At 43.1% G+C, this 18,423-nt stretch carries 16 protein-coding genes and 1 other RNA gene; 15 read left to right on the plus strand and 2 right to left on the minus strand.

Features of this window, described 5'->3' with window-relative positions; all coding sequences use genetic code 11:
- The first annotated feature begins 645 nt into the window (after window positions 1–645).
- On the plus strand, window positions 646–825 hold the full coding sequence (locus ACFSCZ_RS18045; protein ID WP_380775978.1) for a hypothetical protein: 180 nt from the start codon (window positions 646–648) through the stop codon (window positions 823–825).
- A gap of 299 nt (window positions 826–1,124) precedes the next feature.
- Here ACFSCZ_RS18045 and ACFSCZ_RS18050 read toward each other — a convergent pair whose 3' ends face one another.
- Window positions 1,125–1,451: a CotD family spore coat protein gene (locus tag ACFSCZ_RS18050; protein WP_380775981.1), complete on the minus strand. Its 327-nt coding sequence runs from the start codon at window positions 1,449–1,451 to the stop codon at window positions 1,125–1,127.
- 217 nt (window positions 1,452–1,668) lie between these two features.
- On the opposite strand from ACFSCZ_RS18050, the gene rpoN reads away from it, so the two are divergent.
- The 8 genes from rpoN to secG all read left to right on the plus strand — a co-directional run bounded on the left by rpoN (window position 1,669) and on the right by secG (window position 9,973).
- Window positions 1,669–3,009: an RNA polymerase factor sigma-54 gene (gene rpoN / locus ACFSCZ_RS18055; RefSeq protein ID WP_380775984.1), complete on the plus strand. Its 1,341-nt coding sequence runs from the start codon at window positions 1,669–1,671 to the stop codon at window positions 3,007–3,009.
- A 15-nt stretch (window positions 3,010–3,024) separates the two neighbouring features.
- The gene (locus ACFSCZ_RS18060; protein WP_380775987.1) at window positions 3,025–3,291 is read left to right on the plus strand and encodes a glutaredoxin family protein; all 267 of its coding nucleotides are present in this window, start codon (window positions 3,025–3,027) and stop codon (window positions 3,289–3,291) included.
- A gap of 207 nt (window positions 3,292–3,498) precedes the next feature.
- Window positions 3,499–4,506: a type I glyceraldehyde-3-phosphate dehydrogenase gene (gene gap, locus ACFSCZ_RS18065; protein ID WP_380775990.1), complete on the plus strand. Its 1,008-nt coding sequence runs from the start codon at window positions 3,499–3,501 to the stop codon at window positions 4,504–4,506.
- 124 nt (window positions 4,507–4,630) lie between these two features.
- Window positions 4,631–5,815, plus strand: coding sequence for a phosphoglycerate kinase (locus tag ACFSCZ_RS18070; protein WP_380775993.1), 1,185 nt, complete (start codon window positions 4,631–4,633; stop codon window positions 5,813–5,815).
- A gap of 36 nt (window positions 5,816–5,851) precedes the next feature.
- The gene (gene tpiA, locus ACFSCZ_RS18075) at window positions 5,852–6,613 is read left to right on the plus strand and encodes a triose-phosphate isomerase (RefSeq protein ID WP_380775996.1); all 762 of its coding nucleotides are present in this window, start codon (window positions 5,852–5,854) and stop codon (window positions 6,611–6,613) included.
- Window positions 6,606–8,141, plus strand: a complete 1,536-nt coding sequence (gene gpmI, locus ACFSCZ_RS18080; RefSeq protein WP_380775999.1) for a 2,3-bisphosphoglycerate-independent phosphoglycerate mutase — start codon at window positions 6,606–6,608, stop codon at window positions 8,139–8,141. The genes tpiA and gpmI overlap by 8 nt, the downstream gene beginning before the upstream one ends.
- A 51-nt stretch (window positions 8,142–8,192) precedes the next feature.
- Window positions 8,193–9,482, plus strand: a complete 1,290-nt coding sequence (gene eno / locus ACFSCZ_RS18085; protein WP_380776003.1) for a phosphopyruvate hydratase — start codon at window positions 8,193–8,195, stop codon at window positions 9,480–9,482.
- A gap of 257 nt (window positions 9,483–9,739) precedes the next feature.
- Window positions 9,740–9,973: a preprotein translocase subunit SecG gene (gene secG, locus ACFSCZ_RS18090; protein WP_380776006.1), complete on the plus strand. Its 234-nt coding sequence runs from the start codon at window positions 9,740–9,742 to the stop codon at window positions 9,971–9,973.
- Between the two features lie 473 nt (window positions 9,974–10,446).
- Here the strand turns inward: secG and ACFSCZ_RS18095 are convergent, their stop codons facing one another.
- On the minus strand, window positions 10,447–11,412 hold the full coding sequence (locus ACFSCZ_RS18095) for a DUF2935 domain-containing protein (protein WP_380776261.1): 966 nt from the start codon (window positions 11,410–11,412) through the stop codon (window positions 10,447–10,449).
- A gap of 405 nt (window positions 11,413–11,817) precedes the next feature.
- Here ACFSCZ_RS18095 and ACFSCZ_RS18100 point away from each other — a divergent pair, with 405 nt between their 5' ends.
- The 6 genes from ACFSCZ_RS18100 (at window position 11,818) to ACFSCZ_RS18125 (ending at window position 18,288) form a co-directional block, all read left to right on the plus strand.
- On the plus strand, window positions 11,818–12,564 hold the full coding sequence (locus tag ACFSCZ_RS18100) for an alpha/beta hydrolase (protein WP_380776009.1): 747 nt from the start codon (window positions 11,818–11,820) through the stop codon (window positions 12,562–12,564).
- Between the two features lie 20 nt (window positions 12,565–12,584).
- On the plus strand, window positions 12,585–14,912 hold the full coding sequence (rnr, locus tag ACFSCZ_RS18105) for a ribonuclease R (protein WP_380776012.1): 2,328 nt from the start codon (window positions 12,585–12,587) through the stop codon (window positions 14,910–14,912).
- Window positions 14,913–15,356: 444 nt separating this feature from the next.
- Window positions 15,357–15,824: an SsrA-binding protein SmpB gene (smpB, locus tag ACFSCZ_RS18110; protein WP_380776015.1), complete on the plus strand. Its 468-nt coding sequence runs from the start codon at window positions 15,357–15,359 to the stop codon at window positions 15,822–15,824.
- 110 nt (window positions 15,825–15,934) lie between these two features.
- Window positions 15,935–16,300: a transfer-messenger RNA gene (gene ssrA, locus ACFSCZ_RS18115) on the plus strand.
- 460 nt (window positions 16,301–16,760) lie between these two features.
- Window positions 16,761–17,705: a bile acid:sodium symporter family protein gene (locus ACFSCZ_RS18120; protein ID WP_380776018.1), complete on the plus strand. Its 945-nt coding sequence runs from the start codon at window positions 16,761–16,763 to the stop codon at window positions 17,703–17,705.
- Window positions 17,706–17,814: 109 nt separating this feature from the next.
- Complete coding sequence (locus ACFSCZ_RS18125) at window positions 17,815–18,288, plus strand: CarD family transcriptional regulator (protein WP_380776021.1); 474 nt, start codon at window positions 17,815–17,817, stop codon at window positions 18,286–18,288.
- Window positions 18,289–18,423 lie beyond the last annotated feature (135 nt).

An 18,423-nucleotide genomic window follows, 5' to 3' on the forward strand; every position in this document is an offset into this window, starting at 1 on the left:
CATCGCAGTTTTTCTTATGCCTGCTAAAATCATTAAAAAAATTCACTTAAAATCAATGCACCTTTTTCAGCCATGTCAGTATGACATAAGAATGGTCTTTTACTTAGTAAGAAAACATTCCTGCCCAAGACTACTGTTTTCTATTTAGAAGAGAGGATTTTTTAATATATAACCGATGCCCCCTCTGTTGATTTTGTAAGCTAAACTCTATTCATCCTTTAAAGATTATAAACCATCAGGTATTTTCCGAAGACTGTATAGCAGACATGCCTGATGTTCTTTTCATTTATAAGAAGAAATGACTGGAAAAAGACGGAGGAAGGTATAATCAAAACTATTAATGTATGAACGTTTGTAAATATTTTTTCCAATGTGGTGTTTAGAGAAGCTGTGGTTGGTGAAATGATATAAAAAAGCGCTGAATACAACTGGATAAAAGTCTCCGCTGCTTTCTTTGGAATTTACGTTCCTGGTGAATTATCTTCCGGGGAAATCTCTCTAAACTTTGTGGTATATCCAAATGTGCAGGAAACAAAAAACTCTTTATTTATAGAATGTTTACGATAATTTCATACTCCATTCATATGTGACTGGTATATTGGGCATAGTACAAGAAGGAGCATAGTACAAGAAGGAGGTTGAAAAGTGTTTACACGTCTCTTTAGTATGTCCAACCGCTGCTCCAAGCTCGATAAAGAAGAATCCTGCGCCTTTGTTATCTATGAAGACCCGCTGTATGAATGGACCGGGGAAGAGTATGATTACGAGTATACGTACACTATGCATGACTCAAAAGAATGTGAGGGTGAGAAAAGTGTTTCGTAAATCAGGAATCCTCTTTTTTCTATTAATGATGCTTTTTTATATCCTCTAAATGAACATGCCTTCAGTACACCCTATAGGGGTGTTTTTATTTTTTTATTTAAAAGTTCCTTGACATGCCAAAAAAAAGAAAACCTTTGAAGAAAGGTTTTCACTATCAATAAAAAGGGGGTATAAGGTCAGCATTTGACCTTATACTAAGTGTATCGTATAGATTGGCGGCACTCAATGCATCTTAAGGTCCATTTTTTGGAAAATACCGAGTGCCCTAAAGGCTGACCTCTTCTTGTTTGTGCTACTGTCTACCAAGGTCTCGGTCTTTTTGGTTTACAGCCGCAGTGATGCTTCATTGGAGGACAAACGCAATAATGTTCTTCAGATACTGAATTGACAACAGATGTTGTGTGCGGATAGGAATGCATATATTTGTATGTTGTATGGTTCACCTGTGTAGTATGGGAGGGGTGTACAACCGGAATATAAACATCTTGGCCCGTATACTCTTGAAGCTGTTTCGTTGGGCTGATTTGAGCAGGCATTGTTTTGGCAGGCAGCTGTTGTGCAGGTTTAGCCTTCGGATATCCGCAGTGGCATTTTCCGTAACAACCGCATGGTTTGTAATGTCTCATGACAAAACCTCCTTCTTCTTTGCGTTATAGTAAATAGTATGCAGGACGAGCGTCTACGGGGTGGACAACAACCCAGAAACCGACAAAATAGGCGTATCATATTTTGGGAAACTTACCTAAGTACGTTGTCCTGGATATGGTAATTGTCGTAAATTATCAAATGTCCTATACGATTATGTGTTAATATAGTAAAATAGCAGGGGGGGGGAGAGGATCAATGAAACTGGAACCAGCTTTGTTGCAGAAGCAAACGTTAAACCTGACGATGACCCAGGAGTTGCAGCAGGCGATTACGATTTTGCAATACACCGCCCAGGAATTGACAGCGTTTCTTGAAATGAAAGAAATGGAAAATCCGCTTATCCAGCTTGAATCACCGATCATTCGATCTGTAGATCCCCGCTATGACAGAGTGAGGAAAAGAAAAGTAACCAATCCGGAAAATGATCAAAAAAAATGGCTGGAGCAGATGGCAGATACCAATGAAGGACTAGCAGACCACCTCTTTTCTCAGCTGATGATGAAAGCGCTGTCCGGTTTTCAAGAAAAGTTGGTGGAACAATATATATATAACTTAGATTCAAACGGTTATTTAACCATATCGGTAGAGGAAGCAGCCACTGTATGCGGTACGTCGACCGGAGAAGCAGAAGAGATCCTCAAGCTTATCCAGAGCCTGGAACCAGCTGGAGTAGCTGCACGATCCCTTCAGGAATGTCTTATTCTTCAAGTGGAAAGAAGAGGGGACGCTCCTCCTTTGGCCGTCAGGCTGCTGAAGGACTACTTCACTGAATTTGCAGAGAAAAAATGGAAATTCCTGTCTGAACAGCTTTCCGTAAGTCTGAAGGAAATTCAGCAGGCAGCGGATTACATTACATCATTAGATCCCCGCCCGGGTACGCCTTTTGATAATGAACGTCCGCAGTATGTCGTTCCGGATTTAATTTTAGAAATTGTTGATGGTAAATTGGAGCTTCAGCTGTTTGAAAGCCATTTGCCGGCGGTCCAATACCAATCCGATTATTATAATGAAATGTCCAGGGTAGGCGACCATCAAGTCAAACAATACTTAAATGATAAACGCCAGGACTACCGCTGGATTGTCCGCAGCATTGAGCAGAGGAAACAAACCCTGATGAAAGTAGGCATGGCTATTATTGAAGAACAGCAGGACTTCTTCTTAAAAGGCCCCCAATATCTCAAACCATTGACGTTAAGGGATGTAGCGGAAAAAATTGAAATGCACGAATCCACTGTCAGCCGTGCAATCAGGGGGAAATATATTCAAACGCCCAATGGAACACATGAGCTGAAAAAATTCTTTTCACAAGCCTTGCAGTCCAATGCTTCAAGCGATGGCGAGCAAGCGTCGGCAGCCCAGGCGAAAAGCTTGATTCAAAGCCTTATAGATCAGGAGGATAAAAGAAAGCCGCTATCTGATCAGGCTATTGCAAATAAATTAAAAGAAGAGGGTCTGACCTTGTCAAGAAGGACGGTTGCCAAATATCGGGAACAGCTTCGGATCCCTTCATCGACAAAACGCAAACGGTACGAATAGGAAACGGAGACAAGTATGAAAGTCTATTATTATACAAGAAATCAATGCGAGCTTTGCCGGGAAGGAAAGTTACTGGTCGAGCTGCTGCAAGAAGATTATCCTTTTGAGATCGTAGAAAGAGATATTGATACAAACGAGGAATGGACAGAAAGATTTGGATTGATGATTCCTGTTGTGGAAATAGATGGAGAAATTATTCAATACGGAAAGATTGATTTAATGGTACTGGAAGAATATATTAAGACATATCTGAATCAGGATGGAGCAGATGCCCGCTGTTGAAACAACAGCGGGTATTTTTTATGCCTGGTAAAAGGATCTTTCTGCATCAGTCCACCCTATAATTATTTCACAAACCTTACTGTCCTTATCCTTTTTGAGAAAGACTTCATCATCTAAGTATGGATTGACAATGGATGAATAAAATAATGGAAAGACAGGCTTTCAGGAATTGGAAAGAGTCAACCTGTAGATAGGGAGGGTTAGAAAATGCCTGTACGAGTAGGGATCAATGGTTTCGGCAGAATTGGAAGAAATGCTTTTCGTTCAGCGCTCCGAAATCCTGAAATAGACATTGTGGCTGTTAATGATTTAGCGGACGCTGACGTGCTGGCCCATTTGCTTCAATTTGATTCTATACACGGGACACTCCAGGAGAAAGTGACAGTAGAAGATGAGGTTATTTTTGCAGGCGGAAAAAAAGTAAGGGTATTCAAGGAAAAGGATCCTGCAGGAATTCCTTGGGATAAACTTGGTGTAGAAGTTGTGATCGAGTCAACCGGACGGTTTAAAAAGAAAAACGAAGCAGCGAAACATTTGAAAGCAGGAGCAAAGAAAGTGATCATTTCCGCCCCGGCTGTTGATGAAGATATCACGGTTGTGATCGGGGTCAATGAAGAGAAATATCAACCGGATACCGACCATATTGTTTCCAACGCCTCGTGTACGACTAATGGGCTTGCACCCATAGCGAAAGTTTTGAATGACAAGTTTGGCATCAGGCGCGGTATGCTCACGACGGTCCACTCGTATACAACCGATCAGCAGCTACTCGATTTTCCCCATAAGGATTACCGCCGTGCGCGAGCAGCTGCGGAATCTATTGTTCCGACAACGACAGGAGCAGCAAAAGCTGTATCTAAAGTACTTCCGGAACTAAGTGGAAAACTGAATGGCATGGCGATCCGTGTTCCTGTACCAAATGTATCCGTGATTGATCTTGTTGCTGAATTGGAAAAACATGTGACAGCTGATGAAGTAAATGAGGCACTCCGTGCGGCAGCTGAGGGAGAGTTAAAAGGAATATTGGGATATTGCGAAAAACCGCTCGTTTCCAGGGACTACATCGGAAACCCGCATTCATCAACAATTGATGCATTGTCGACCATGGTATTGGAAGATCAAATGATAAAGGTATTGGCTTGGTACGATAATGAAAGTGGATACGCACGCCGTTTAATGGATCTGGCTGTTTATATCAAAAAAAGAGGTTTATAGTCAAAAAATCAGATTTGGTATTGGATAATTCATACGTTGGCATCTATAATATAGAGGGGTGTAGAAAGGGAGCGGGATTAAAGCCCACTCTCTTATTTTCTGCGTGTAGGAGGAGGCTTACCCAGTGAAGAAGAAATCTATCAAGGATCTGGATGTAACAGGAAAGAAAGTTTTTTGCCGAGTGGACTTCAATGTTCCGATGTATGAAGGGACCATTGCTGATGATACAAGAATCCGGGCGGCTTTGCCCACCATCCGCTACTTGGCTGAACATGGGGCTAAGGTCATTTTAGCCAGCCATATGGGGAGGCCCAAAGGACAGGTTGTCGAAGAACTCAGACTTGGTCCGGTTGCAAAGAAACTGGAAGAGCTGTTAAATAAAGAAGTCCGTTACTCTGAAGAAGTGATTGGTGAGGACGTGAAAAAACAGGTGTCCGAGCTGCAAGAAGGAGATATTCTTCTTATGGAAAATGTCAGATTTCATCCAGGCGAGGAAAAGAATGATGCAAACTTGGCAAAGGAGTTTGCAGAGCTTGCGGATCTGTACGTCAATGATGCATTTGGAACAGCACACCGTGCCCACGTTTCAACAGAAGGAGTTGCAGGGCATCTTCCGTCTGCTGCAGGCTTTTTAATAGAGAAGGAACTGGAAGTGCTGGGCAGCGCTTTGTCACAGCCGCAAAGACCATTTACGGCCATTATCGGCGGTGCGAAAGTAAAAGATAAAATTGGCGTAATCGATAATCTGCTGGATAAGGTGGATAATCTGATTATTGGAGGCGGCCTTGCCTTTACTTTTGTCAAAGCTCAGGGCTATGAAATTGGAGATTCCTTATTGGAAGAAGATAAAATTGAGCTGGCAAAAAGTTTTATGAAAAAAGCAGAACAAAAAGGTGTAAAGTTTTACTTGCCTATCGATGCAGTTGTTGCAGATGCTTTTTCTGAGAGTGCAAATGTACAAAAAGTGGATATCGACAGCATTCCGGAAGGATGGCTTGCCTTGGATATCGGGCCGAAAACATCAGATTTATATGCCGGCGTCATTAAAGAATCAAAGCTTGTCATTTGGAACGGTCCGATGGGCGTGTTTGAAATGGAGCCATTTGCACAAGGTACAAAGGCTGTGGCACAAGCATTGGCAGATGCAGAAGATACATATTCAATTATCGGCGGAGGAGACTCAGCAAGAGCCGTTGAGCACTTTAAACTTTCCGGCCAAATGGACCATATTTCCACCGGGGGAGGCGCGTCCCTTGAGTTTATGGAAGGCAAGGACCTTCCGGGAATTGCCGCACTTGATGAAAGATGATATCGGCACCTGTACAGTTTGAAAGGATGAAACGGGATGAGAAAACCGATTATTGCAGGTAATTGGAAAATGCATAAAACAATGGAGGAAGCTTTGGATTTTTCTGATAAAGTGAAAGGTCTTGTGCCCTCAAATGGCCAGGTCGAAACAGTCATCTGTGCTCCCTTCCTGTTTTTGGATCGTCTGGTGAGAGGTGTGGACGGATATCATATAAAAATTGGTGCTCAAACCATGCATTATGAAGAAAAAGGCGCCTACACCGGTGAAATCAGCCCGGCTGCCCTAAAAGGGATTGGGGTTTCCTATGTAATTCTGGGTCATTCTGAACGGAGGGAATGGTATAACGAAACGGATGAAGCGGTAAATAAGAAAGTGTTGTCCGCTTTTCAGTTTGGCTTGACTCCCATTGTCTGTGTGGGGGAGTCGCTGGAACAGCGGAATAAGGGAGAAACCAATCGGCATGTTGAAAGTCAGGTATCCAAAGCCCTCCAAGGACTGACGGAAGAGCAGGCCAAACAAGTGGTCATTGCTTATGAACCGATTTGGGCAATTGGGACAGGAAAATCCTCAACGGCGGAAGGCGCAGAAGAAGTGTGCAGCCAGATCCGTCAAACCGTTAAAAATCAATTTTCTAAAGATGCAGCTGACTCCGTAAGAATTCAATACGGCGGCAGTGTCAAACCTGAGAATATCCGGGAATTCATGGACTGTCCGAATATCGATGGAGCGCTTGTCGGAGGGGCAAGTCTTAAGCCTGATTCATTCCTGTCACTTCTGGAGGCGACCGTCCATGAGTAAATCACCGACAGCCTTGATTATCCTTGACGGTTTTGCTTTAAGGGATGAACAAAAGGGAAATGCGGTAGCACAGGCTGTCAAACCAAATTTTGACCGGTTTTGGGATACGTATCCGCATACCCAATTAACAGCATGCGGTGAAGCGGTCGGCCTCCCTGAAGGACAAATGGGCAATTCCGAAGTAGGGCATTTAAATATTGGTGCCGGCAGAATTGTCTACCAAAGCTTAACGAGGGTGAACCTCGCCATACGCAATGGTGATTTCGAGAAAAATGAAACATTTTTGGATGCCATTCGCCATGTAAAAGAGAATAAAACAAAGCTGCATGTTATGGGACTGCTCTCTGACGGCGGTGTTCACAGCCATATTAATCATATGTTCGCTTTATTGAAACTGGCAGCTGAACAAGACGTAGAGGAAGTCTATATTCATGCCATTTTGGATGGCAGGGATGTAGGCCCGAAAACAGCCGGGAAATATATTAGAGAAGCTCAGCAAAAGATTCGAGAATATGGCATAGGAAAATTTGCTACCATATCCGGCAGGTTTTATTCCATGGACCGGGACAAACGCTGGGACCGTGTTGAAAAAGCGTATCGCGCGATGGCGTTTGGAGAAGGACCGCTTTATTCCGATCCCATGGAGATGGTAGAAGACTCCTATGCTCATGGCATTTTTGATGAATTCATGCTGCCTTCGGTAATCACGGATGAAGACGGAAAGCCCAATGCTGTAATTGAAAGCGGGGATGCTGTAATCTTTTATAATTTTCGTCCGGACCGCGCCATTCAGATCTCCAACGTCTTTACAAATGTTGAATTTCATGGCTTTGACAGAGGAGAGAACCGGCCCAAAAATTTGCACTTTGTCTGTATGACCCATTTTTCAGAAACTGTAGACGGCTATGTCGCTTTTAAGACGGTCAATCTGGACCAGACGCTTGGTGAAGTCATTTCTAAGGCGGGATTGACACAGTTAAGAATAGCTGAAACCGAAAAATACCCTCATGTGACATTTTTTATGAGCGGAGGAAAAGAGGACGAATTTCCCGGTGAAGAGCGGATTTTGATTGATTCACCAAAAGTGGCGACATATGATTTAAAACCGGAAATGAGTGCATATGAGGTAACCGATGCCCTATGTGAGCAAATTGAAAAGGACCGGTTCGATGCCATCATATTAAACTATGCCAACCCGGATATGGTCGGACATTCCGGGATGCTGGAGCCAACGATTCAAGCAATCGAAACTGTGGATGAATGCTTGGGAAGAGTGGTAGATTTAATTTTGGATAAAGGCGGAACAGCGATCATTACAGCCGATCATGGAAACTCTGATGAAGTGGTTACGCTTGATGGGGCTCCCATGACGGCACACACAACGAATCCTGTTCCGGTCATTGTTACAAAGCAGGGCATTCATTTGAGGGAAGGCGGCATCCTTGCGGATCTTGCGCCGACCATGCTTGATTTGCTTCAGGTGGAAAAGCCCGATGAAATGACTGGAAGCAGCTTAATTAAAAAGTAATCATGCTTTGCAGTACTCTGAACTGACATTAACTTAAGGAGAGAGATGACAATGCCTTTCATTGCAAATGTATATGCACGCGAAGTATTGGATTCACGAGGAAATCCGACAGTCGAAGTTGAAGTGATTACGGAATCAGGAGGATTTGGGCGTGCACTGGTTCCGAGCGGTGCATCAACCGGAGAATATGAAGCAGTAGAACTTCGAGATGGAGATCAAGGCCGGTATTTGGGCAAAGGGGTTCAGCAAGCCGTTGATCACGTGAACGAAGTGATTGCTGAAGAGATTATCGGCATGGACGTGACAGACCAGGTTGGAATCGACCGTGCAATGATTGAATTGGATGGAACAGATAATAAAGGGAAACTGGGTGCGAATGCCATTTTGGGTGTATCCATGGCAGTGGCTCATGCAGCAGCAGATTTGCTTGATCTTGAGCTTTATCAATATCTGGGCGGATTTAATTCCAAGCAGCTTCCTGTTCCTATGATGAATATTTTAAACGGCGGAGAGCATGCCGATAACAATGTAGATATTCAAGAATTCATGGTAATGCCTGTCGGGGCCAAAAGCTTTAAAGAAGCTCTTCGCGCAGGCGCAGAAATATTTCATAGTTTGAAAGCTGTATTGAAGGAACAAGGGTTGAATACAGCGGTGGGTGACGAAGGCGGGTTTGCCCCCAATTTAAAATCCAATGAAGAAGCCCTGGAAACTTTAATGGCTGCCATTACTAAAGCAGGATACAAGCCTGGCGAGGAAGTCAAGCTTGCGATGGATGTGGCTTCTTCCGAATTGTATAACAAGGAAGACGGCAAATACCATTTAAGCGGTGAAGGGGTTGTCAGAACTTCTGAAGAAATGGTCAACTGGTATGAAGAGCTTGTCAACAAATACCCGATTATTTCTATTGAAGACGGGTTGGATGAAAATGACTGGGAAGGCCATAAATTGCTGACGGAACGGATTGGCTCTAAAGTTCAGCTTGTGGGCGATGACCTGTTCGTTACAAATACGAAAAAGCTTGCCCAAGGAATCGAGCAGGGTGTAGGCAATTCAATTTTAATCAAAGTGAACCAAATAGGTACATTGACAGAAACCTTCGATGCCATTGAAATGGCTAAGCGTGCTGGCTATACAGCAGTTATTTCTCACCGTTCCGGCGAAACAGAAGACCATACGATTGCGGATATTGCAGTGGCTGCAAATGCAGGACAAATAAAAACAGGTGCTCCGTCCAGAACCGATCGGGTGGCCAAGTATAATCAATTGCTTCGCATTGAAGATACACTGGGAGACACAGCCATTTATCCTGGGCTGGCTGCTTTCTATAATATCAAATAAAAGACAATCGGAGACTGCCTGGTTTGTGCAGGCAGGTCTGCAGCCAAACATCTGAAGGTCATGCTTTGGTCATCCTTGATGCAGCTTTGTGACAAGCTGAGAGGCTTCTTAAAAAATTGTACTGCGGGATCAGACATTTTCTTTGCTGGCTCGATCATTGGGCCAGTGTGAAACAAATTTTACGGGCCCCTTGTCTTCAAGGGGCCTGTTATGCTACATTTAAATTATTGTTAAGGGCCTGGAGGTGTGTTTTTTCAGTGCATGCGTTAGCCATTACGTTATTGATTATTGATTCCATCGCTCTCATTATTGTGGTATTATTACAATCCGGTAAAAGTGCCGGCCTGTCCGGAGCCATTTCCGGCGGAGCCGAGCAATTGTTTGGCAAGCAAAAAGCGCGCGGTATGGATCTGATACTTCATCGGATTACGGTTGTGTTGGCAGTGCTCTTCTTCTTGCTTACGGTCGCTGTAGCTTTCTTTGAAGTATAAGCAGTAAACAAGACCTGAAATAAACAAGGTAAATAATTTAAGGACATGACATATTTTTTTATACTCATATGTTATGTCCTTTCGTCATTAAATAAGGAGTCAGACTATTAAAATATGGACTATTCGCGTTATTTGACTGCCTCCCGACAATTGCCGGTCAACAGACGATTGGGCGATGGTTTGAGGTTAAAGATTTAAGGCTGAGTTATACCTTAGTGAGTTGCCTGGCAAACAAATGATAAGTACTTATCCAGCTATAAGGGATAAAACACGATTAATTATTTCCTCACGTTTTTCTCCGGAAACTCTGCGTTCCCGCGTTTAACTATTCCTTAATTCAATACGTACTTAATGATGTCATTCAATATTATATTGATAACATCCAATGACATGGTGGTGTTTCACCTATATGAAGAGAATTATACTGTTTAAAAGTTCTTTTAGAGCTCTTTTATCGGTCCGAGTGTTGCAAATTACCTTTTCAATCTATCTAAAATATCCATGTAATAAACAGTTTCTCTATGCATATGGTCTGCCAGTAATGGCGGGAAATTTGTTTGCTTGGTCGGAATGGTACAGGTCGTTATTTCAGAAAGTAACCCTCTTAAATATTGATCAAACGAGGAGGATAGTTTGTAACTATTCCGAAGAAGATTCTCTATTCCTGTACCGGCCTGATTTACTTCTTCGGCTTGTGCCAATTGGCCGGCAAAATCCTCCTGAAACATTAACGCCGTTTGGCGATACTTCTCTTGGACCCCGGGCCGAAACGTCATGGATAGATGGTGAGCATGCTCTGAATTTACTTGGGAGAAAAACAAAATTTCCTCAATCGCTACCTTATACAGCTCTTCTTTGGATAATCGGTGGTATAGGAACCGTGGAACAGTCGAGGCCATTACTTCACCATTAGGAATCCCCAGCTGTTTACGGCTTTTGGTCATATGGCCCTTTGAGCGCTCCAGTGTACCCACGAAACGGTCTGCTTCTCTGCGGATATGATCTTCCAGGATATCAGGCAGAATAGCTAATGCCTGGCATTGTTGCGTTAACTCCAAAAGCTGTTTTTTAAACCGGATCAATTGATTTACTTTATGAATAGTCTGCTCCCTGAGCTGGATTAAGATTTGGCTTGATGAGTTATAAGAGGTTTGAAGAATGGTGTGGTGTAGTTGTTCCAATTGGACAGCAAATTGATCAGCCATGCGAAAGAATTCTTCTTGTAAAGGATTTGGGTCTAACCCCATTCGTATAAACTTAGCGTGCTCAGACATAAGAATGACCCAAACACGCATTTCCTCAATGGCTGCTATAATAAATTCTTTTGCAGGGTCAATCGTCCGATAACCGCAAGTACACTGGGTGCCACAGGAACACCTTGTTCCACATTGGCAATTGGGGTTGGGGCATGTACGGCTATCAAATGACGCTTCCTCCATATTCAATAACAGGACCTCCTCAATGGTCGATTTATTAATCAATCATATGTGAACGGTTGGACGATATTACTAAAATCACGTGAACTGAAACAACTGACATTTCCGCGATGTTGTACCAATAGGTACACTGTTCTGTTACTTAAGAAAAATCCTTAACAGTTTCATCTTTCCACAGGATTTATTGAGCCTTTCCGTACATTTATCTAAATAACCAGAATGAATATATATTTTCTTACTGTCTCATATAAGCCGGTTTACTAACTTCTGCTATATCCCTTAGGTTTTATGCAAGGTAAGGTTAGGAATTTTATTAAAAAAAGGATATCGTTGGATTGTCCGGCTATAGTTTGATTAAAATAGGGTAATACATAACTTGAAGGATTGTACATAAAGGGGATCGATCGAATGAAAATCAAAACACCAGAGCCTTTTACATTTAAAGCAGGAGAGCGTGCAGTGCTTCTTCTTCACGGTTTTACAGGAAATACAGCCGATGTACGAATGCTGGGAAGATTTCTTGAGAAAAATGGGTATACATGCCATGCCCCTCTTTATAAAGGTCACGGCGTCCCGCCGGAAGAGCTGGTGAAAACCGGTCCGGATGACTGGTGGAAGGATGTGATGGACGGTTACAATTGCTTAAAGGAAGAGGGCTATCAAGAGATCGCCGTAGCCGGCTTATCCCTTGGCGGAGTATTTTCCCTTAAATTGGGCTACACTGTACCTGTAAAAGGAATCGTGCCGATGTGTGCCCCCACCTATATAAAAGATGAAGAGGTTCTTTATCAGGAAGTTCTCCAATATGCAAAGGAGTACAAACAATTTGAGGGGAAATCCAAAGATCAAATTGAACAGGAAATGAGAGAATTTACCGATAAGCCGAGGCATATGTTGGATCTCCTGGGTGAATTGAACGCTGATGTGAAAAGTCAGGTGGATATGATCTATGCTCCTCTCTTCGTAGTGCAGGCCAGACATGATCAAATTGTTGGCCCGGGCAGTGCAGAATATATATATGAACAGGCAGCGTCCAACCAAAAAGATATCAAGTGGTATGAGAAATCTGGACATATCATCACGCTGGATGTTGAAAAAGAGCAGCTTTATGAAGATATTCTTCAGTTTTTAGAAGGGTTGGACTGGTTAGTATAAATAGAAAGGAGGCGTATGCGATGGAAGATCAACTGCAAATCTATACTGATCGGATTTTAGCATATATGAAAGACGAAGCATATAAGCCATTGACGGTCAAAGAACTGGAAGAAGAGTTCCGGATTGAGGGATCGGAAAACTTTAAGGACTTTGTGAAGGCGCTGGTTGTTTTGGAGGAAAAAGGGCAGATTGTCCGGACGAGAAGCAACCGGTACGGTGTCCCGGAAAAGATGAACCTTGTACGGGGATCATTGACGGGGAATGCGAAAGGTTTCGCATTCTTAATCCCTGATGAACCTGGAATGGATGATATATTTATCCCGCCGCATGAAATGAGTGGTGCCATGCATGGCGACAGGGTGCTTGTCAGGGTGTCTCTATCCAGCGGAGGTACCCGAAGAGAAGGCACAGTTGTACGCATTTTGGAACGCGGAACAGAACAGGTAGTAGGAACTTACAGCGAGAGCAAGCATTTTGGCTTTGTCATTCCGGATAACAAAAAAATTGCCGATGATATTTTTATACCGAAAAATGCCAGTATGGGAGCAGTAGAAGGTCATAAGGTCATCGTCAAGATTACTTCATACCCTGAAAACCGAAAAAATGCGGAGGGTGAAGTCATCCAAATACTTGGACATAAGAATGATCCGGGTGTTGATATTTTATCGATAATTCATAAACATGACCTGCCGCTTGCTTTTCTGGATGAGGTGATGGAACAAGCAAATGAGATTCCGGAAACGATTGACGAGAAGGATATCAGCAACCGACGGGATTTGCGTCACGAAACGATTGTGACAATTGATGGGGCAGATGCCAAAGACTTGGATGATGCTGTAACGATAAAGAGATTGGAAAATGGCCATTATCAGCTTGGCGTACACATTGCAGATGTGAGTCATTATGTGAAGGAAGGTTCGCCGATCGACCGCGAGGCATACGAGCGCGGAACAAGTGTTTATCTGGTCGACCGGGTGATCCCGATGATCCCGCATAAACTCTCCAACGGAATTTGTTCCCTGAATCCGAAAGTGGACCGCTTCACCATATCTTGTGTCATGGAATTAAACCAGCAGGGCGAAGTGGTCAGCCACGAAATTTTTCCGTCGGTGATCAAAACCACAGAACGGATGACATATTCTGATGTCAATAACATTTTAATTGACCGGGATCCTGTCTTGCGTGAAAAATATGAGGCACTTGTTCCCATGTTTGAGCTGATGGAAGAGCTTCAAGGCATTCTCCAGAAGAAGCGGATGAAGCGGGGCGCCATTGATTTTGATTTTAAAGAAGCGAAAGTTCTTGTGGATGATGACGGAAAACCAACAGATGTCGTGATACGAGAAAGGTCGATTGCCGAACGAATCATAGAAGAATTCATGCTGGCTGCCAATGAAACGGTAGCAGAACACTTTCATTGGATGGAGGTGCCGTTTCTATACCGGATTCATGAAGATCCAAAGGAGGAAAAGCTTCAGCGATTCTTTGAGTTTATTACCAATTTCAATTTGATTGTCCGGGGTACGGCGAATACTGTGCACCCGAGAGCCTTGCAGGAGATCATTGAAGCGGTTCAAGGGAAGTCAGAGGAACTGATTGTCTCAACCGTCATGCTTCGATCCATGCAGCAAGCCAAATATTTTCCGGAAAGTATCGGCCATTTTGGCCTCTCGACAAAGTTTTATACGCATTTCACCTCTCCGATCCGAAGATATCCGGATCTCATTGTTCACCGGTTAATCAGGACCTATTTATTTGAAGGAAAGCTAGACGCAGCCACACGTGAAAGGTGGAATGCCGAGCTTGATGAAATTGCTCAACATACGTCGCAGAGGGAACGTCGAGCGGTGGATGCGGAACGGGATACGGATGAACTGAAAAAAGCAGAATTTATGGAGGATAAAATTGGAGAAGAGTTTGAAGGGATCATCAGCTCTGCAACGAATTTTGGGCTGTTTGTCAAACTTCCCAATACCATTGAAGGTCTTGTCCATGTCAGTTATATGACAGACGACTACTATCATTATGACGAACGCCAGTATGCACTGATCGGTGAGAGAACAGGCAACGTCTACCGAATTGGTGACGAAGTGACGGTCCGCGTCATCAATGTAAATAAAGATGATCATTCCATCGATTTTGAAATCGCCGGTATGAAAAAGTCTAAAGGAAAAAGCAGCCAAGGTGAATCCAAAAAAATTGTCAAGTTGAAAAGCAACGGGGAAAAAAGCAAGGGTCCTCAAGGAAACAGCCACGAGGAAGAATGGACGACACGAAAGCCGAAGAAGAAAAAATCTTTATCCAATAAGCCTGCTTCTGTCAGAAAGAAAAAAGGGAAAAGGCGATAAGATGGATTACAAATGGTGATCGGTTACGTTGCTTCAGTGTGTAAGAAAGTGAATCAGTTCCGGTGAAAGTTCATGGTATCTGTCGTTCGGTACCGGCAGCCCGGATGACTGGATCCTGATTAACGTTGTTTGATGTTGAATGGTATCGCACATTTTGATCGTTCCTGAGTTAGGTTGATTATAGTTGTATCGGTAACACAAGGGCTGGAATCGTTCCCGATCGACATCTCTAATCTCGGGAACGGTACCGCAAGTCTTGTTGAATAAGATCCGAACACATCTGATAATTCTCTTTACGTAACGGATTTTGACGGTGTTACATTCAAACTGATAAAAAACATGATCAGGTGAAGGATTTGAAACCTTCACCTGAATGCTTTTCGAGATTTTTTTTCTTTTCACATGTTATAATGGGTATCATGAAAGGTTGCAGGGGTGTTAAACATGGCAAAGCATGAGGGGAAATTGGTTGCGCAAAACCGAAAAGCGAACCATGATTATTTTATTGAAGAAACATATGAAGCAGGAATTGTACTTCACGGAACGGAAATTAAGTCGATTCGTGCCGGGAGGGTCAATTTAAAAGATTCGTTTGCGCGTATTCAAGATGGAGAAGTATTTATCCATAATATGCATATTAGCCCGTATGAACACGGAAACCGATATAATCATGACCCGATTAGAACGAGGAAACTGCTGCTCCACCGCAAGCAGATCAACAAACTGATTGGTCAAACGAAAGAAATGGGATATACACTTGTACCGTTAAAACTATATTTAAAAAATGGATTTGCAAAATTGCTCATCGGACTTGGAAAAGGTAAAAAGCAATACGATAAACGTGAAACCTTGAAGAGAAAAGAAGCCAAACGTGATATTGAAAGAGCATTCCGTGAACGGCAAAAAATGTAAAAAGGGTATGAAACCCTTGAAATTTTATCGTTTTCTGCTATAATAATAACTGTACCCGATAGAAAGGGTACCCCGAAACGGACCTTTGACCAAAGGTTTCTCTTTAAAATGGGGACGTTTTGGATTCGACAGGGATAGGTCGAGCTCGAGCTGCGAGTCGAGGGGATCGTCCTCGTAAATAACGTCAAAGCCAATAATAACTGGCAAATCTAACGATAACCTCGCTTTAGCTGCCTAATAAGGCCTAATGCGGATCCTCCCTCCATCGCCCATGTGGTAGGGTAAGGGTCTCACTCTCAGTGGGCTACGCCGGACGTCCTCCGCCTGAGGACTATGGAAGAGACTAATCAGGCTAGCATTTCGGAAGCCTGTCGATAGGCTGAAGAGGATGCGAAATGCGAATATATCGACTACACTCGTAGATGCTTGAGTGGCGATATTCTTGGACGTGGGTTCGATTCCCACCGTCTCCACCAAATACATAGTTTGGTGGTTTTTATTTTTGTTAAAAATGAAAAGTAAATGTTCACATACTATTTGTCCCTTTAAGCCGGGAATTTTGTGAGAAGTCCTGTTTATGTCTATAGGGTCTGGATGAGTGGCAATGCGTCCATTTTGTCGATGGATTGGTTCGTTGGTCATTCAAGGCTCCAATTTATCGCCCGATCGTCACAGGGTCTCTTTGACCGCTTCAAGGTGCCCGGTTGGTTAACCAACTCGCTTGTAAGGTCATCATGACTGCTCTCAGCCGCCCATTTTACAGCATTATCGTGCTTTACGTGTTTTAAGAACAACAAACCTGCTATAATATATTTTTTAAGGAAGACAAGACGGCATCAAAAGGACCCGTCTTTTTCTTTTTGAAAAATGTATTAAACGGTCTCACAGCCCTTTTAAAAGAGAGGCAAGGTGAACCTTCTATGTGGGAGGTAACAATTGAAGTTGTTGACATGGATTAATTATGCCGTTACAACGTACTTACCGGCATGGATTGTGGTTTTTGCTTTTATAGCTTACTTAGTTCCTTGGTGGTTTGAGCCCTTAACGAACTGGACCGGCTTCATGCTCGGTCTTATTTTATTTTTAATGGGAATGACCATCCCGCCATCCAGTATTCGTTACGTCTTCAGACATCCAAAGCTTGTCTTCACAGGAGTTGTGTTTAAGTGGACTTTTACAGTGTTATTATCAGTCGGATTAGGTTTAGTTTTTCTCGATCAGCATCCTGATGTGATGGCAGGCTTTATTTTGGCAGGCAGTGTACCGAGCGCTACGGCCGCAAGCTTGTATACATTCATTTCGCATGGGACAGTGGTGCTTAGCATCACCATGTCTGTAGTTGACACGTTCATCAGTCCGATACTGACTCCGTTGATCATGGAGACAGCAGTGGGTCATTTAATTCCGATTGATTACATATCTTTGGTCATCCAAATGATGATGATTGTCTTGCTTCCGGTTTTGGCGGGAATGGCAGTCCAAAAGTATCTTCCGTCATGGGTAGAGGTGTTGCGCCCAGCCGTCAGGTTATGTTCGTCCACGACATTAATTGCCATTGTATTGGCTGTTGTAGCTGGATCTAAGATGCTTATACAAGAAAACTTGTCATTGCTCCCGCTGCTTATACTTGCGACATTGGTGCAAATCCTGCTTCCGATGTGCCTGGTATATGTTGTGATCAAAAATCTAGGTGCCTCTCCATCGGATGGGAGAGCAATACTGTTTGAAGCGGGCCTGTGCAATACCGCATTGGCCGCTATTTTGGCGATGGAGCATATTAGTTTACTTGCCGCAGTACCGGCCGTGATCAATACTGTCTTAAACTTGTCGCTGGGAGCTTGGATGGCTCATCAACTAGGAAAAAATTCCCCTAAAAAATAATGGTGAAATATATTGACTATGTCGATTGATGGTGATAAAATATATAAATTTGACCATTTTATTAATATGTGATATAATGAACATATCTGAAGACTAGGAGGTGGGCTGCATGATCGAAGTTGGGGATAAAGTATTTTATCCAATGCATGGAGCAGGGATTGTGAAAGCCATTGATAATAAAGATTTTCGCGGTAAAGTGGAATCGTACTGTCTGATCACAATTCCCAGTAAACATATGGATGTGATGCTGCCAGTAGAAAAAGCTTCAAAAGCGGGATTGCGTCCTCTCGTTGACCGTAACTCAGCCAAGAAGATGCTGCAGGATTATTATCAGGAAGAGAATGACTCCGACCTTCCCTGGAAAAAAAGGTATAATGCAAATTTGGAAAAAATTAAAACAGGGGATTTTCGTGCCTGCTTAGAGGTTGTAAATGACCTTTTGCATAGGGGTAAAGAAAAACCTCTCAATGGCAGCGAAAAACAAATGCTGCATCAAGCCAAACGTTTAGTTGGAAGTGAACTTGCTTTAATTAAAGATATTAGTGAAAAGCAGGCAGAAAAAATGCTTGAACTGCCTAATTAATGACGTTTCTCCATTTATTATGGAGAGGCGTCTTTTCATTTTAAAATCCTATAGGAAAGGGCAGGCGTATTCAGCCGCCTGCCATCTACGGCCGCCCGCAGCCGGCCTGTTTTTTAAGCAATGTCTTTGCTATCG

The sequence above is a fragment of the Siminovitchia sediminis genome (assembly GCF_042680885.1).
In the GTDB taxonomy this organism is placed as follows: Bacteria; Bacillota; Bacilli; order Bacillales; family Bacillaceae_C; genus Siminovitchia; species Siminovitchia sediminis.

Excerpts from the sequence above, each read along its gene's own strand:
- ACFSCZ_RS18060 (WP_380775987.1), top strand. The coding sequence starts at position 3,025 with ATGAAAGTCTATTATTATACAAGAAATCAATGCGAGCTTTGCCGGGAA.
- ACFSCZ_RS18095 (WP_380776261.1), bottom strand. The coding sequence starts at position 11,412 with ATGGAGGAAGCGTCATTTGATAGCCGTACATGCCCCAACCCCAATTGC.
- tpiA (WP_380775996.1), top strand. The coding sequence starts at position 5,852 with ATGAGAAAACCGATTATTGCAGGTAATTGGAAAATGCATAAAACAATG.
- rpoN (WP_380775984.1), top strand. The coding sequence starts at position 1,669 with ATGAAACTGGAACCAGCTTTGTTGCAGAAGCAAACGTTAAACCTGACG.
- gpmI (WP_380775999.1), top strand. The coding sequence starts at position 6,606 with ATGAGTAAATCACCGACAGCCTTGATTATCCTTGACGGTTTTGCTTTA.
- ACFSCZ_RS18100 (WP_380776009.1), top strand. The coding sequence starts at position 11,818 with ATGAAAATCAAAACACCAGAGCCTTTTACATTTAAAGCAGGAGAGCGT.
- eno (WP_380776003.1), top strand. The coding sequence starts at position 8,193 with ATGCCTTTCATTGCAAATGTATATGCACGCGAAGTATTGGATTCACGA.
- smpB (WP_380776015.1), top strand. The coding sequence starts at position 15,357 with ATGGCAAAGCATGAGGGGAAATTGGTTGCGCAAAACCGAAAAGCGAAC.
- gap (WP_380775990.1), top strand. The coding sequence starts at position 3,499 with ATGCCTGTACGAGTAGGGATCAATGGTTTCGGCAGAATTGGAAGAAAT.
- rnr (WP_380776012.1), top strand. The coding sequence starts at position 12,585 with ATGGAAGATCAACTGCAAATCTATACTGATCGGATTTTAGCATATATG.
- ACFSCZ_RS18125 (WP_380776021.1), top strand. The coding sequence starts at position 17,815 with ATGATCGAAGTTGGGGATAAAGTATTTTATCCAATGCATGGAGCAGGG.
- ACFSCZ_RS18050 (WP_380775981.1), bottom strand. The coding sequence starts at position 1,451 with ATGAGACATTACAAACCATGCGGTTGTTACGGAAAATGCCACTGCGGA.